This is a genomic window from Paenibacillus sp. J22R3 (assembly GCF_056269305.1).
The window spans coordinates 373,173-388,312 of the sequence record NZ_JBWDNS010000002.1; the positions used below are offsets into that span (position 1 = coordinate 373,173).

Sequence of the window (15,140 nt, forward strand, 5' to 3'; positions counted from 1 at the left end):
TTTCTACTTTGCAGGATGCTTGGATTCGTTGTAATATAGTCTTTATAGCTATTTCGCATCGCAGGCTTGTAAGCTTTGCGGACGATTTGAAGAATCAGGAGGGTTTGACGATGAATGAACGGAAAATGCAAATACTTGAACTGCTGAAAGAAGATGCAAGACGCAGCGCGGAACTGATCGCGACAATGCTGGACGCGCCAGCGGCGGAGGTGAAGCAGGCGATTGCGGAGATGGAGCAGGATCACGTCATCGTCAAATATGCGACCGTTGTCAACTGGAGCAAGGTTGAAGATGAGAAAGTAACCGCACTTATTGAAGTCCAAATTACGCCAGAACGCGGCCGCGGCTTTGAAGGCATTGCGGAACGCATTTATTTATATCCGGAAGTGAAATCGGTTTATCTCATGTCGGGCGCCTATGATTTGCTCGTTGAGGTGCAAGGGAAAACGCTTAAAGACGTCGCTTCCTTCGTATCCAATAAGCTGTCCCCGATCGATGCCGTACTTTCTACCAAGACCTTTTTTATCCTCAAAAAATATAAGCAAGACGGCATTATATTCGAAGAGCATGAGGACGACCACCGTCTTCTCGTCTCACCGTAAAGGGTGATTGCTTATGATAAAAGATGAAGAGAAGCAAAGCGGCACGCTGACGCGCCGCACGTCGATGGCTGATTATTTGTCTCCGCAAGTGAGAGGCATTAAACCTTCCGGTATCCGTCGGTTTTTTGACTTAGCAAGCGGTCGTAAAGATATTATTACACTTGGTGTCGGTGAGCCTGACTTTGTAACGCCATGGCATGTGCGCGAAGCATGCGTCTATGCGCTTGAAATGGGCAAGACCCAATACACCTCGAATGCGGGAACACCGGAACTCCGCGAAGAGATCGGGATCTACATGGATCGTGAATTCGATGTGGCTTATAACCCTGCGAATGAGATTCTCGTGACTGTAGGCGGAAGCGAAGCAATCGACTTGGCACTGCGTGCATTGATTTCGCCTGGCGATGAAATCTTGGTTCCTGAACCTTGTTACATTTCCTACTCTCCGATTACTGCGCTAAGCGGCGGAGTGCCTGTCGGGGTAGAAACTTTCGCGAAGGATCAGTTCAAGCTGACGGCTGAATCGCTCCGAGCAGCGATTACGCCTCGCTCGAAAGTGCTCATCCTCTGTTATCCGAGCAATCCAACAGGCGGAATCATGACGTATGAGGATTGGCTGCCGATCGCTAAAGTCGTGGAGGAGAACGATCTTATCGTTATTTCCGATGAGATTTATGCCGAGCTTACTTATGGATCGAAGCATGTCAGCTTCCCTTCGATGCCGGGTATGAAGGATCGTACCATTCTGGTCAGCGGCTTCTCGAAGTCGTTTGCAATGACGGGCTGGCGGATCGGGTATGCATGCGGCCATAGTGATCTGATCTCGGCTATGCTGAAGATTCATCAATACACGGTTATGTGCGCATCGAACATGTCACAAGTGGCAGCGCTTGAAGCGCTTCGCAACGGCATGGATGAAAAGAACCGTATGGTGGAATCTTACAACCAACGTCGTCGACTCGTTGTGCAAGGATTCCGGGAAATTGGATTGCAATGCCATGAGCCGCAAGGCGCCTTCTATGCATTCCCATCCATAGCCGGACTTGGCTTGACATCAGAGGAATTTGCTACGGGACTGCTGAACGATCAGAAGGTTGCGGCGGTGCCAGGAGATGTATTCGGACTTGGCGGAGAAGGTCATCTGCGCTGCTCCTATGCAACTTCCGTGAGCCAAATTACGGAAGCAATAGAGCGTATTGGCAACTATGTGAGGAAACTTAAGGGAAATTAAAATAGGTATACTCATTTTTGTCAGACTTTGTTATAATTTAATAAAACTTTATAAACGCAATGCACAAGCGTCGTTAAGTTTTGTTGAGTGATGACAGGAGGGATGGCCATGACTTGTGCGAAAACGGGTCTTAAGCTTGTGTCCTCATCATCTATACGCCGATTGGAAGACGAAATATATGCGCTGCGCATGAAGATGGAACAGTCTTATGTCGAAGAAGCGACATTCGGCTCTGAGAAAGTGATTGACTTAAGCCGCCGTCTGGATAAGAAGATAAATGAATATATGCAATTCAGAAGAAGCTGGGCGCAACAGTCGTAATGACTCTTACCACTGCTTTTTCACCTGAGAAGGGGTCCTGTACAGGACTTCTTTTCTTTTTTGCAACTTGAAGAGGAGTTAAGATTTGCGATGAAATCACCTGCTAACTTACGAATATTCAATTTTTTGTATTTTGCATTACTAGCTATGTTTATTTCGTTTCTGCCGGTGTATCTGGATGCTCAAGGACTTGCTGCGACGAAGATCGGGTTTATTATTGGCACAGGGGGCTTTGTTTCCCTCTTTGCTTCCCCACTCTGGGGAATGATTAGCGATCGTACGAAGACAATTCGAAAAGTATTGCTGCTGCTTATCTTCTGCTCCACTATTGTGGGGTACATGCTCTATGCCTCGGGCAGCTTTATACTGCTTGTCGTCTTTACGATGCTGCTCTACTTCTTCTTACTGTCGATGGATCCCCTAACGGAAAGCTTGAATTTCCAAACGGCTGAAGCCAGAGGCGTCAGCTATGGTTCTATTCGGACGTTCGGCGCCTTGGGTTATGCGGTAATGTCGCTGGCCGTTGGTTATGTCATGAAGTATTTCGGTGTTGAAGGAATGGCACCGCTCTTCGGCGTCATCGGCGTGATCAGCTTCATCATATGTTTCACGTTAGCGGACGCACCTGCTGCCAGCAAGCCGGTGAAACTGAAGAAGCTCGGACAATTTCTCACCCACCGAGAAACGCTGATGTTCCTCATTCTAATCTTTATTGCGGCTGTTCCATCGCGAATCAATGATACGTATCTAGGTGTCTATTTGCGAGCGCTGGGCGGTGGCCCGGAACTGATCGGACAAGCATGGTTCCTCGCTGCCGGGACTGAAATTCTTGTGTTTGCCCTTAGCTTCTGGTGGATGCGCAAGGGCAGGGAGCTTGCGCTGATCGCATTTGCCAGCCTATTCTACTTTGTGCGTTTCTTCCTATCGGCTTGGATTACAGATCCGCATATGCTGGCTTATTTGCAAGTGCTGCAGATCTTTACGTTCCCGATTTTCTATACCGCAGCCATTCAATATCTGTACCGCATTGTTCCCGAGGAGTGGCGTGCAACAGGCCAAACCGTGCTTGCACTTCTGTTCTTCGGCGTATCCGGCATCGTCGCCTCTTACGCAGGCGGATGGTTATATGAGTCGGTAACCGGTCAAACCTATTATTTGATCATTGCTGGCCTGTCATTCTGCGCCTTGTTGTTCAGTCTAGTACTGCTTTCCATATATGGGAAGAAGCAGAGGACTGGCCCGCAGGAAATGAGCGCCAACTGGTCGGAATGATGTCTGCTGTTCTGACATATGTGCTATAGTGGAGCTAAATGCGTTTCACGACAGTAATGCGATTAACAGGTCGCTGCGCGTGCGGATCATTGTTACGATCGCTGTTGTCCCTCGGATTTCTATGATTATGTAACTGATTTATCGGTTGAAATCCGACTGACAAAGGCGAACGCTGACGCTTCTACACAACGATTCCGCCCACTCCGCTACTGAGCTCGGCAAAACATCGTAACACTTATTTAGGTGTTGAGGTGGGACGAAAAATAGGATGGTGAGCACCTTGAAACTATATACACGTACCGGAGATAAAGGAGATACATCGGTCAAAGGCGGCCGAGTTCGTAAGGATGACAGCCGGGTTGAAGCTTACGGAACGGTTGACGAACTGAACAGCTTTGTCGGTCAGGCGGCTGCGATTGCCGTTCGTGATGGGTTGAACGAGCTCGCTGCGGAGCTGACAGAAATTCAGCAGGAGCTGTTTGACTGCGGCTCGGATCTGGCCTTCGCGGATCCGAGCGGACGCGATTTGAAGCTGACCGATGCGTCAGCTGCTCGGCTGGAGAGCTGGATCGATGCGCATACGGCGGCGTCGCCGGAGATTAAGCGATTTATTTTGCCCGGGGGCAGTGAAGTATCTGCTCTGCTACATGTGTGCAGAACGGTATGCCGAAGAGCGGAACGGCGCATCGTGACTTTGACGGCAGAAGTACCGGTGCACCCGCCCGTAAGTACGTATATGAACCGGTTGTCGGACTATTTCTTCGCGGCTGCACGTTTCGCGAATGTGAAGCTCGGCGTACCGGATACCGAATATATTAGGAGCGCGGACGTGTTTCGCACCAAGAGCAATGACTAATGCCGTCTATTATGAACCACTCACCTTAGTTATCGAAGAAGAGGACAATGGCAAGATCGTCCGCAAGGTGCTGGAGCGCAGAATGGGCGTTTCTCGTAAACTGCTGTCACGACTGAAGCAGACGGAGCATGGAATCACCATTAACGGAGAACGTGTTTATACCAATGACCGCGTGACTAGTGGTGACCTGCTCGAGCTTCGGATGGAGCAGGAAGAGTCGAATGATATTTTGCCGCAGCCGATGGAGCTCGATATTGTTTATGAGGATCGGGATCTGCTTATCGTGAATAAGCCGCCCGGAATTGTAGTGCATCCCACACAGGGGCATTACACGGGGACGCTGGCTAACGGGGTCGTTTATCATTGGAAGCAGCGCGGGGAGCGCGTTCGGTTTCGCCCCATTCATCGCTTGGATGAGGAAACATCAGGACTTGTCGCGATCGCGAAGACGCCTTATATTCACCAGCAGCTCTCGGATCAGCTTCAGGCCGGTGAGGTGGATAAACGGTACCGGACTTACGTGTACGGCAGTCCAGCCGAGGAAGCGGGAACCGTTCATGAACCGATTGATCGGGATACAGTCAATCCTCATTTGCGCGTCGTAACGCCTGATGGTTATGATTCGATTACGCATTACGAGGTAGAGTCGGTATACGGAAGCGGCGCTGCAACGAAGCTGAATATTAAGCTGGAAACAGGCCGCACGCATCAAATTCGTGTGCATATGAAGCATATTGGCTGTCCGCTGCTCGGGGACAAGCTGTATGGGTATGCAGGCGAGGGCAAGGAAGCTGAGGCGCCGGAGGTGGCAGCTTCGCTGGAAGCCTTACTGCAGCGGCAAGCGCTGCATGCTGCGATTTTGTCATTTACGCATCCGATTACGAAGGAGCGAATGACGTTTGAGGCGGCGCTGCCGGAGGATTTGCGGCAGTTGGAGTCAGAGCTTCGGAAACTATAACGACTACGATAACAACCATGAACTGGAGATAGAGGTACGCCATGAAGAAGCTTACAATCTACGAATATCCGAAATGCGGCACCTGCCGCAGTGCAATCAAGACGCTCAAAGGAATGGGCTATGAACTCGAGTCGCACAATGTGTTTGAAACGGCGCCTTCCGTGGAGACGCTGCAAACGATTATTGCCAATAGCGGCCTGGATGTGAAGAAGTTCTTCAACACTTCAGGCGAAGTGTACAAGGAGCTCGGACTGAAGGATAAATTGCCGGGAATGACGGAGCAGGAGAAGATTGAGCTTCTTGCCTCGAACGGCAGATTGATTAAACGGCCTGTCGTTACGAACGGCAGTACGGTTACGGTAGGCTTCAAGGATGAGGAATATGATCGGGTTTGGGGCAACTAGCGGCGCAGAGAGCTAAGGAGGTACTCGTCAGGTGACAACTACGAAAGAATGGCGTGCGGATCGATTGTCTGAGCTTGGCTCGTCTATATTTGCCGAGGTGGCTGAGTGGAAACGAGAGGCCGTGCGCCTTGGGATGAACGTCATTGATCTTAGCATCGGCAGTCCGGATTTGCCTCCCTCGCTGCCGATCCGGCAAGCATTAAGCGAAGCCGTGCTGCGTGAGGATGTCTATGGATATCCAGGCTCCAAGGGGAGTGTGAAGTTTCTCCGTCAGGCAGCCGATTGGCTGGCGTATCGATTCGGCATTGAAGTCGATCCGGAGCATGAGCTGCTGTCGCTTATGGGCTCGCAGGATGGACTGGGACATTTGGCTCTATCACTGTGCAATCCGGGAGATATTGCGCTGGTTCCTGATCCGGGTTATCCGGTCTATATGGCTGGACTTGCGGTTGCTGGTGTGGAGCCTTATCGGATGCCGCTGCTTGCAGAGAATCGGTTTCTGCCTGATTTTGATGCCATCCCCGAAGAAGTATGGAAGAGAGCCAAGTTTATGCTGCTCAATTATCCAAGCAATCCGGTCTCGGCCGTTGCGGATATCCCATTCTTCGAGCGCGCTGTTTCTTATGCCAAACGTCATGGAGTATTGATCGTACATGATTTAGCTTATTCGGAGATGGCTTTTGACGGATATAGACCTCCTAGTATTCTGCAAGTGTCGGAAGCAAGTGAAGTAGCGGTAGAGTTTCATTCGCTATCGAAGAGTTTCAATATGGCGGGATGCAGAATCGGTTTCCTGGCTGGCAATCAGAAGGCGATAGCTGCGCTGCGCGAGCTGAAAGCGAATATCGATTATGGTGTATTTCTGCCTGTTCAAGAAGCGGGAATCGTTGCTCTGCAGCAGGATATGCTAGGGGATCAACCATCGGTAGGAGCTCTCTATGAGACAAGGCGTGACGTATTCATTGAGGCGCTTCGTGAGCAAGGATGGGAGATTGCATCACCTAAAGCTACGATGTTTATTTGGGCGAAGCTGCCTCCTATGCAGTGGCAATTGTCGGAGCCTTGGACATCGCGTCGCATTTCCCGGGAAATGCTCGAACGGACCGGAGTTGCTGTAATTCCCGGAGATGCCTTTGGCGAACAAGGGGAAGGTTATGTCCGAATTGCTTTAGTTGAGAAGGAAGCGCGACTTATTGAGGCTGCTGAACGAATCGGGAGATTCATCAGAGGCGAATAAATGTTATAGGGGAGAGATATGGGGATGCAAGAAACGAACAACCGCAGAGTGCTGCTCGTTGACGGAATGGCGATCTTGTTTAGAGCTTTCTACGCCACGTCTTATACGGGCTATATTCGTAAAACAAGTGCTGGGCTGCCGACGAATGCGGTATACGGCTTTATACAATATTTTTTCGATGCGATCAATACGTTTAAACCGACTCATGTTATTTGTTGTTGGGATATGGGCAGCAAGACGTTCCGAACTGAGCAGTTCGCGGATTATAAGGGAAATCGGGGCGAGGCACCGCTCGAGCTTATTCCTCAATTTGATTTGGTCAAAGAAGTCGTAGAGGAAATGGGCATTCAGAACGTGGGTGTCGTCGGTTTTGAAGCCGATGATTGCATCGGCACGTTAGCGACGCAGCTAAGCGGTGAAGCAGAGGTCTACGTCCTGACCGGTGACCACGACATGCTGCAGCTGGTAAGTGAAACGGTGAAAGTGGTCATCATGAAGAAGGGTAAGCTGAATTACGCCGTCTACGATTTGGCGTTGCTTCTGGAAGAGAAGCAGCTATCGCCGAGCCAGGTCATCGACCTGAAGGGCTTCATGGGCGATACAAGCGACAATTACCCCGGCGTCAAAGGCATCGGCGAGAAAACAGCGCTCAAGCTGATTCTCGAATATCAATCAATCGAAGGCGTGCTGCTGAACCTGGATAAGCTGCCTAAAGGCGTTCGTGGTAAAATCGAAGCGGATCTTGATATGCTTCACCTGTCACGAGATTTGGCGACCATTCGCCTCAATGCGCCGGTACGCTGCGAACTGTCAGCTTGCTCTTGGCAGATCCAACACGAAGCTGCGACACGTAAATTCGAAGAGCTTGAGTTTGGTGGTCTCGTTAAAATATTAGAAGGTCATCCGACCTTCAATTTGGATTTATTTTCGGTATAGCGATGTCTATAGAAGCCGCGGAGCGTCAGGAATTTGGATGCTCGGCGGCTTTTTTGCTTGCAATCAGAATGGAAATGACTGCTTGACAGACAAAAATCTCCCATGCTAGTCTGTAACCGCTACCAACTTGGGGGGACTCAGGCTATCGGAGGGGTACGAAGGAACAGCGAGATTGGATTTAGTAACGGCTTTACGTAAGATCATCGAAGGCGAAAGGGTGAGTGATACATGCTGCAGCAATCGGTAAAATTGACGGAAAACTGGAAGCTGTTGTTTGATTTTGACCATCAATATGGAAGTCCTGAAGAGGCGATCGCCGCGGGCGTATGGCAGGAAACGCAAGTGCCCGGCTGTTGGGATGTGCTGACGGATAACAAGCTGGCGGACGGAGCTGTATGGTATAAGCTGTCGTTTGAGGCGTCTGCCGACTGGCATGAGCAAAGAACGGCATTTGACTTTGAAGGTGTGAATTATTTCTGTGAGATATGGCTGAATGGGAAGCGGATTGGCGAGCACGAGGGAGGATGGAGCGGCTTTCGCATCGAGACAGGCGAAGCATTAAACGCAGGCGGAACGAACGAGCTGCTTCTTCGCGTGTACAAGCAAGGCGACAAGTATCCGCTGCGGCAATGTCTGGCCGGATTTCTGCCGGATGTAGGCGTCATCTTCGGCGGGATATGGAAGCCGGTTGAGCTTGGTGTCATTCCGGTAGGTGAGCTTGCGGATGTATTCGTTCAAACACTGCCGGGCACGGAAACGGTGACTGTCAATTATCGCTTAGAAGGCGGGTCCACTGAGGGGACATGGACGATTCATGCTGTTCTTCATGCGCCGGATGGATCGATCGCAACCGAGGTAACGCTTCCGATAACAGCCGATAACACCGGCGTCATTGAGATTCCGGCCGGAGCGAACATCAAGTTGTGGTCCCCGGAGAACCCAGAGCTGTATAAGCTTTCATTGACACTCGAACGAAACAGCCAAGCGGTAGATCGTTACGAGCATCGATTCGGTATGAAGTACTGTTCCATTGAAGGTGAACAGTTGTTATTGAACGGCCAGCGCATTCATCTCAGAGGTATCCTGCATTGGGGCTGGTATGGCGATCTAGTCGCACCGATACCGGATCGCGAGGCGATTCGCAAGGAATTGCTCCAGCTTAAGGATGGCGGCTTTAACATGGTTAAGCATTGCTTATATGTGCCCGTTCGCGATTATTTCGAGCTAGCTGATGAGCTTGGTTTCGTCATCTGGCAGGAGCTGCCGATGTGGCTGCCTGAGGTAAACGAAGAGTTCAAAGCGCGCGCGTTCTCGCAGTATGAGGCGATCATTAAGGAAATTCGCAGCTACACCTCGATTGGGGTATGGACACTGGGCTGTGAGCTGAACCATGAGGCGGACGCTGAATTTCTGAAAGACCTGTACGAGCAGGCGAAGCGGTTAACCAATGGGGCAATCATACGCGACAACAGCGGTTCAGGCGAATGCTACGGAGGCCTGCTTAAGGAATATGCCGATTTCTACGACTACCATTTCTACACGGACGTTCATTTCTACCCGGATTTACTGAGCCGGTTCGCTTCGCCTTGGCGGGAGAAGAAGCCATGGGTATTCGGGGAGTTCTGCGATTACGATGAGTTTAGGCCGCTTGGTGAGGTGATTCAGCGAAAAGGCGAAAGGCCATGGTGGCTGAAATCCGATCCCACCGTCAACCCTGTAGCACGAGATGCGCGCTGGCAATATCACCGCCAGGATGAGAAATTAGCGATGCTTCCCCTGCCATTTACGGAAGAGGAGCTTACTGCAAACGCACGCGAAAGCGCGTATGTATACCGCAAATCCGTGCTAGAACAAGTTCGAGCGTACCCGCACATCAATGGCTATACGCTGACATCGATTCAGGATTCAGGCCTTGCATCAAGCGCCGTGTTCGATGATTTTGGCGAGTGGAAGCAGCCGCCTGAGCGTTTCCGGCAAATTAATGGCGCGACTATGATTACGGTAACCTGGGATGCACGCAGAAATTGGATCAATGGCGGCGACCGATTGACGACATGGGATCCGAACAACTATGCCCCGGGTGAGGCGATCAGACCGCATCTTGCGGTGTCGCATTATGGAGCGGAAGCAATTCAAGCAGCTATGCTTCGTTGGACATGGATTGTTGACGGACAAGCTGCGAACGAAGGTACGCGTGAGGTCGACAAGCTTCAAGTAGGAGACTTCAAGGAATTGGCTGTTGCGGAATGGACGCTTCCCGAAACGCATACACCATTACAGGTGGTGCTGCAAGTAGAGCTGGAATCGGAAGGGCGTATCGTTGCGACCAACTCGTGGCCAATCTGGGTGCTGCCGAGGGCTGATCGATCTGAAAACCTGCTTGCCGCAATTGCTGTAGATGATGCTAACGGATTGTTCCGTGAATGGGCAAGTCTGCATCCTGCCATTCGTACATGGTCGGAGAACGGCGAAAGCAATAACGATAACGTCCAAGTGCTGCTTACCTCAAGATGGACGGAGAAGATGGACCGCTTCGTCGCGGCAGGAGGCAAGGCACTGTACATAGAGCGAGGATACGGTCCGCTCACTGTTAAGCGTGCGCCATTCTGGCGGGAATCGCTGCAGCTGTTCCATGACCATGCCCTTATGAGCAAATTTCCGCATCAGGATCATACGTCGATGCTGCTGTTTGGACTCGCAACCGATATGGTATTCGACCGTTTGAAGCTTGGCGAGCATAAGCCAATCATGGACCGCTTGGATGCAAGAATATTTGAGCTTGACCGATACATGATCGAGGAGCGAATTGGAGAAGGCATTCGAATTGCGACCACACTGCGGTTGGAAGGTGGTCTCGGCAGCCAGCCTGACGGGCTTGAACGTAATCCGGCGGCACTTTATCTGCTCGATTGTATATTGGATTACTTGCTTCCGTTGATATAAGATCCCCAAGTAGGAGGGCATGAAGGATGGAAGGACATGGACGTTTTACAGCAATCGGCCGCCAGTACGGCATAGGGATTGTTGGTCTGGGCGAAGGCAAAGGACTCGTAAAGGGATTGGCCGGTCATCCGGAGCTGAAGGTAGTCGCGGTATGTGACGCGAACGAACAGCTGGCAGAAACAATCGCACGGCAATATGCAGTTCCTCACTTTTACAGCTCCCTTGAGGCTATGCTGGCTCGCGAGGATATTGATTTTGTCGCGATCTATACGCCGGATCAAATGCATTTTACCCATATTCGCCAATCGTTTGAAGCGGGCAAACATGTGCTTTGCACGAAGCCGCTCGTCAATTCGTTGGAAGAAGCAAGAGAAGTGCTTGCTTATGTGCGGGCTAATCCCGAGCGTCAGCTTATGGTTGGGCAAAGCTCGCGTTTCTTCGGTCCTATGCAGCATCAGCGCGAGGCTTATGAGGCGGGCAAGCTTGGTACGCTCAGCTTCGCGGAAACGCAGTATGTACACGATATGCGCTGGTTTTACAATGAACGGGCATGGGCACGAGAAGGCGGCTTTGATCTTCTGTTCGCCTGCTGCTCACATCCGGTAGACCTTATTCGCTGGTACATGGGCGATGTTGAAGAGGTTTCGGCGTACAGCAGCCAATCGGATATTGCGATTGCGAACGGGTTTGAGGGTCACGATACATTCGTCATCAATTTGAAATTCAGGAGCGGCAAAATCGGACGCGTGCTAGGTCTCTATGGCTTAGAGCATCTGCACCAGACTCGCCCTTGGATTGAAGTCGCCTTGTACGGAACGAAGGGAACCTTCATCGGCAAATACCCTCAGCTGGAAGCGCAAATCAAGTACGAAGGCGAGAAGGAACGGACGGAGCACTACTTCGAGGATATTTATCACTATTTTCAGTTTGAAGGCGTGAATCATCATGCCGGCGAGTTTGTTAATTATACCGAGCATTTTGCTAGGAACTTGCACCAGGGGACGCGAGCAATGCCGGATGCGGAGGACGGATTCCAAACGATCGCAACGCTGGAAGCCATTCGCCAATCGATCCGTACGGGGAGTCCTGTTCGCGTAGAGGGACGAAGTTAATCCCACTCTATAATCTTTTTGCAATCGATTGCAAAATAACCGTTGCAGGAATTAATGCAATCGATTACAATAACTTCTAGACAGGAAGTGTAAACGTTTGCAGGTGAACTTGTGAAGTTTTGCAATCGATTGCAAACTATTGGAATAAATGAACCATGAGAGGGGTGAAGCCAGTGGTAAGCATATACGATATTGCCAAAGCGGCAGGCATGTCCGCGGCTACGGTCTCTCGGGCACTTGCCGACAACGACAAGATTAGCCGCAATTCTCGTGAACGCATTCAGCGGATTGCAGAAGAGATGGGCTACCGCCCGAATTTACTGGCACGCAATTTCAGACAGAAGTCCTCCTCGATGATCGGATTGATCACGGACGATGTATCCGATGAATTGAGCGGCATGATTGCCAAGGGCGTCGAACATGCGCTGCGTGAGAGCGGGTTCAGCATGCTGGTCTGGAATGTGCATCATGATTCGGAGAATGAGCAGTCCGCCATCGATTACTTCGCGGATATGCAGATGGATGGCGTTATTCTGGCGGATTCCACGCTTGATGCACTTGCCGAAGTGCCTACCACTAAGCTGCCTTTCGTGCTCATCAACCGATATAGCAGTGCCGAGGAGCCTGTCAGCATCGTGTGTACGGACGATTTTGCCGGAGGGCTTGATGCGACTGACTACTTGATTAACCTGAATCATCGTAAGATTGCCTACATAAACGGACCTGAGGATTGGTATTCCAGTATCCGCCGATTGAATGGCTATAAGGAAGCGCTCAATCAGAATCAAATCCCGTTCCGCTCCGAATACGTGAAGCACGGCGATTGGTTCGAGGACAGCGGCTACCAACTGGCACTTGAGCTCTTCCGCTCCGAAGATCCGCCAACAGCCGTATTTGCAGCGAACGACATGATGGCTATCGGCATAATCGATGCCGCGAGAGAATGTGGTCTTCGTGTTCCGGAAGATGTTTCGGTCATGGGCTACGATGATCGGACGATTGCGAGATATGCACGGCCAAGATTGACAACCATTTCGCTGCCGATGTTCGAAGTCGGGTTTATCGCAGGCAAAGTGCTTTGCGAAATGATCACGACCGGCCATATGCCGGATGGGAAAACGGCGAAGCAGCTAGTAAGAGGGAACGTAATTGAGCGTGAAACGACGGCGCCTCTGAAGGGATAGCAGCAGGCATTCGATCGGTACGATAGCGATTATTTCACTCCAGAAACGGGGGCGTAAATCACAAGATGACGAAAGTAATTCAGCCATATGCCGGCATGATTATTACCGAAGACGTTGTTTTCGAGCCGGGTGAATATAGCTTTCCAAACAGTAAAGGCTTGATTATCGCTGCAAACGGCGTCACGGTTGACGGCAACGGAGCCATCATTCGCGGACGCGGCAAAATCGGCAACATTCATTCCTACGACGGTACAGGGCTTTATTCCAACGGTTATGACGGAGTAACGGTCAAAGGCTTGGAGCTGCATGGATTCAAGACCGGTATGAAAATAACGAACGGTTCCGGCTGGGTAATCGAAAACAATGACCTCTCGGATAATTACACGGACCCTGACTATGGCTGGGGTGATGGGGAGTCTGTAGGCGCGTTGATGCTGGAACGTGTCTCGGACAGCGTAATCGCCGGAAACAGAGGCAACCGAGTGTGGAACGGCCTGGATCTAAAATATGCCGACCGCAATCGGATTACAGGCAACATCTTCTCCCATTGCACGAACGTCTGCCTGAAGCTATGGGGTTCATCTCATAACGAAATTGACGGTAATGTGATGAGCTACGGAATTCGAATCGCCCCCGGTGAGGTACATGCACGAGACTCGACCTCCGTGCTGATCGAAAGCGGCTCTAACGATAACAGGATTCTGAACAATGACTTTACATATGGCGGAGACGGCGTATTCATCCGTTCCCTGAACGGATTTGTCAGCACCGGCAACTATTTTGAAGGCAATGATGCGTCTTATGCTCACAATAACGCTTGGGAAGTCTGGGATCCGGACAACGTCTTCGTTCGCAATAAGGGCAACCATTCGAGCTATGGATTCTGGCTTGGCGGCTCCTGCCATGCGGTGCTAATCGAGAATGAAGCGGCTTATAACGGTTTAAGAATCGCAAATGCACCTGAGAAATTCGGTAATGCAGGGATTGCAGTCGTGAACGGATCCAGCAGTCATTTCACTATGAGACGCAATCGGATTCACAACAATAAGAGCGTTGGCCTCGCAATAGGTTATAAGGAAGGCTACGAAACCAGTCACTGGATTATCGAACAAAATGAAATAACCGACAACGACACCTACGGCATTTATATGAAGCATGCGAAGCAGCTGTACATTGCCGGGAACCGTATCACCGGTAACGGCAGCGGAGACATCTATCAAGACATCAATGTGTCAGATGTGATCGTAGGTGAAGCAGACGGAGAGCCTCCTATTGCCAAGGCAGCTCTGTTAACGGAGCGGCCGCGCGCGCAATATGCCGTCCAATTCGATGCCTCCGCAAGTCGGGATGCATCAGGTGGCAGCCAGTTGACCTATCGCTGGGATATGGGAGACGGAACGATTAAGGAAACAGCGAAGGTTGAGCATTTCTATGAGCAGGCCGGTTTCTATCGTGTAGGCTTGACCGTCATTGGTACTAGCGGTACGGCGGATCTGGACTGGATCGATCTGAATGTGCTGCATGCGTCAGAACAAATCAAGCATCGCATAGAGGTGAATCAAGCGATTCTGACCGGTGTCGTTCCGAATCATTCGGCCGTTATCACTAGGAGCGACGATCAGACGCTCTCGGGCGAGGGACAAGCCTTGCAGCTGCAAGCAACATCGTCGCTTGTGAGACTGCAGCTTCCGATTCCGACCGAGACGGCTGCCCAAGTTTTGTCGCAGAACGACAGCGAACTCAGCTTCTGGATCAAGTTCTCGCATGAAACGTGGGGCGGATTTCCGTCATCCGCATTTACCGTAAGACTGAAGCAGGATGACAGCCGATATGTGCAATGGGTGTCTGCTCGCCCGCTCTTTGAATGGACGCAGATTGCTTCTGAGGCCAGAAGCGGCTGGTCCAACATCCGTATCCCGCTTACCGGTGAACAAACCGGTTGGGTGCAAAGCCGTGCAGGTCTTCCCGACCTGAATGAGCTTAGCCAACTTGAGCTACAGATCGCTTCTTGCGGAGGGAACTTTACGATTCTGTTCGACGAGATTGCGTTTGTATAAAACAGAATTTCATTATACAAGGGGAGT

General features: G+C 50.9%; 13 protein-coding genes. All 13 read left to right on the forward strand.

The genetic code is table 11. The annotated features are described in order from the left end of the window. Positions 1–110 precede the first annotated feature (110 nt). Entirely contained in the window at positions 111–602 is a 492-nt protein-coding gene (locus tag AC0YN4_RS09935) for an Lrp/AsnC family transcriptional regulator (RefSeq protein ID WP_090977785.1), read from the forward strand. Positions 603–615: 13 nt separating this feature from the next. Beyond that, positions 616–1,833 carry an aminotransferase class I/II-fold pyridoxal phosphate-dependent enzyme gene (locus AC0YN4_RS09940; protein WP_475781309.1) on the forward strand — a complete coding sequence of 406 codons (1,218 nt, stop codon included), beginning with the start codon at positions 616–618 and terminating at the stop codon, positions 1,831–1,833. A 108-nt stretch (positions 1,834–1,941) separates the two neighbouring features. Beyond that, positions 1,942–2,154, forward strand: a complete 213-nt coding sequence (locus AC0YN4_RS09945; RefSeq protein ID WP_475781310.1) for an aspartyl-phosphate phosphatase Spo0E family protein — start codon at positions 1,942–1,944, stop codon at positions 2,152–2,154. A gap of 90 nt (positions 2,155–2,244) precedes the next feature. Further along, entirely contained in the window at positions 2,245–3,426 is a 1,182-nt protein-coding gene (locus AC0YN4_RS09950) for an MFS transporter (protein ID WP_475781311.1), read from the forward strand. Positions 3,427–3,706: 280 nt separating this feature from the next. Next, entirely contained in the window at positions 3,707–4,282 is a 576-nt protein-coding gene (locus tag AC0YN4_RS09955) for a cob(I)yrinic acid a,c-diamide adenosyltransferase (RefSeq protein ID WP_475781312.1), read from the forward strand. Further along, positions 4,275–5,240: an RluA family pseudouridine synthase gene (locus AC0YN4_RS09960; RefSeq protein WP_475781313.1), complete on the forward strand. Its 966-nt coding sequence runs from the start codon at positions 4,275–4,277 to the stop codon at positions 5,238–5,240. Before AC0YN4_RS09955 ends, AC0YN4_RS09960 begins: the two co-directional genes overlap by 8 nt. Positions 5,241–5,281: 41 nt before the next feature. After that, entirely contained in the window at positions 5,282–5,644 is a 363-nt protein-coding gene (locus AC0YN4_RS09965) for an arsenate reductase family protein (protein ID WP_475781314.1), read from the forward strand. A gap of 31 nt (positions 5,645–5,675) precedes the next feature. After that, positions 5,676–6,881, forward strand: a complete 1,206-nt coding sequence (locus tag AC0YN4_RS09970) for an aminotransferase class I/II-fold pyridoxal phosphate-dependent enzyme (protein ID WP_475781315.1) — start codon at positions 5,676–5,678, stop codon at positions 6,879–6,881. A gap of 24 nt (positions 6,882–6,905) precedes the next feature. Beyond that, positions 6,906–7,817: a 5'-3' exonuclease gene (locus tag AC0YN4_RS09975; RefSeq protein ID WP_475781316.1), complete on the forward strand. Its 912-nt coding sequence runs from the start codon at positions 6,906–6,908 to the stop codon at positions 7,815–7,817. 228 nt (positions 7,818–8,045) lie between these two features. Further along, positions 8,046–10,760, forward strand: a complete 2,715-nt coding sequence (locus AC0YN4_RS09980) for a glycoside hydrolase family 2 protein (RefSeq protein ID WP_475835710.1) — start codon at positions 8,046–8,048, stop codon at positions 10,758–10,760. A 26-nt stretch (positions 10,761–10,786) separates the two neighbouring features. Next, on the forward strand, positions 10,787–11,872 hold the full coding sequence (locus AC0YN4_RS09985) for a Gfo/Idh/MocA family protein (protein WP_475781318.1): 1,086 nt from the start codon (positions 10,787–10,789) through the stop codon (positions 11,870–11,872). Between the two features lie 173 nt (positions 11,873–12,045). Continuing rightward, positions 12,046–13,056 carry a LacI family DNA-binding transcriptional regulator gene (locus AC0YN4_RS09990; protein ID WP_475781319.1) on the forward strand — a complete coding sequence of 337 codons (1,011 nt, stop codon included), beginning with the start codon at positions 12,046–12,048 and terminating at the stop codon, positions 13,054–13,056. Between the two features lie 65 nt (positions 13,057–13,121). Then, positions 13,122–15,113 (forward strand): right-handed parallel beta-helix repeat-containing protein, encoded by a 1,992-nt coding sequence (locus AC0YN4_RS09995; protein WP_475835711.1) that lies wholly within the window; start codon positions 13,122–13,124, stop codon positions 15,111–15,113. Positions 15,114–15,140: the final 27 nt, after the last annotated feature.

Excerpts from the sequence above, each read along its gene's own strand:
- AC0YN4_RS09935 (WP_090977785.1), top strand. The coding sequence starts at position 111 with ATGAATGAACGGAAAATGCAAATACTTGAACTGCTGAAAGAAGATGCA.
- AC0YN4_RS09940 (WP_475781309.1), top strand. The coding sequence starts at position 616 with ATGATAAAAGATGAAGAGAAGCAAAGCGGCACGCTGACGCGCCGCACG.
- AC0YN4_RS09945 (WP_475781310.1), top strand. The coding sequence starts at position 1,942 with ATGACTTGTGCGAAAACGGGTCTTAAGCTTGTGTCCTCATCATCTATA.
- AC0YN4_RS09950 (WP_475781311.1), top strand. The coding sequence starts at position 2,245 with ATGAAATCACCTGCTAACTTACGAATATTCAATTTTTTGTATTTTGCA.
- AC0YN4_RS09960 (WP_475781313.1), top strand. The coding sequence starts at position 4,275 with ATGACTAATGCCGTCTATTATGAACCACTCACCTTAGTTATCGAAGAA.
- AC0YN4_RS09965 (WP_475781314.1), top strand. The coding sequence starts at position 5,282 with ATGAAGAAGCTTACAATCTACGAATATCCGAAATGCGGCACCTGCCGC.
- AC0YN4_RS09975 (WP_475781316.1), top strand. The coding sequence starts at position 6,906 with ATGCAAGAAACGAACAACCGCAGAGTGCTGCTCGTTGACGGAATGGCG.
- AC0YN4_RS09980 (WP_475835710.1), top strand. The coding sequence starts at position 8,046 with ATGCTGCAGCAATCGGTAAAATTGACGGAAAACTGGAAGCTGTTGTTT.
- AC0YN4_RS09985 (WP_475781318.1), top strand. The coding sequence starts at position 10,787 with ATGGAAGGACATGGACGTTTTACAGCAATCGGCCGCCAGTACGGCATA.
- AC0YN4_RS09995 (WP_475835711.1), top strand. The coding sequence starts at position 13,122 with ATGACGAAAGTAATTCAGCCATATGCCGGCATGATTATTACCGAAGAC.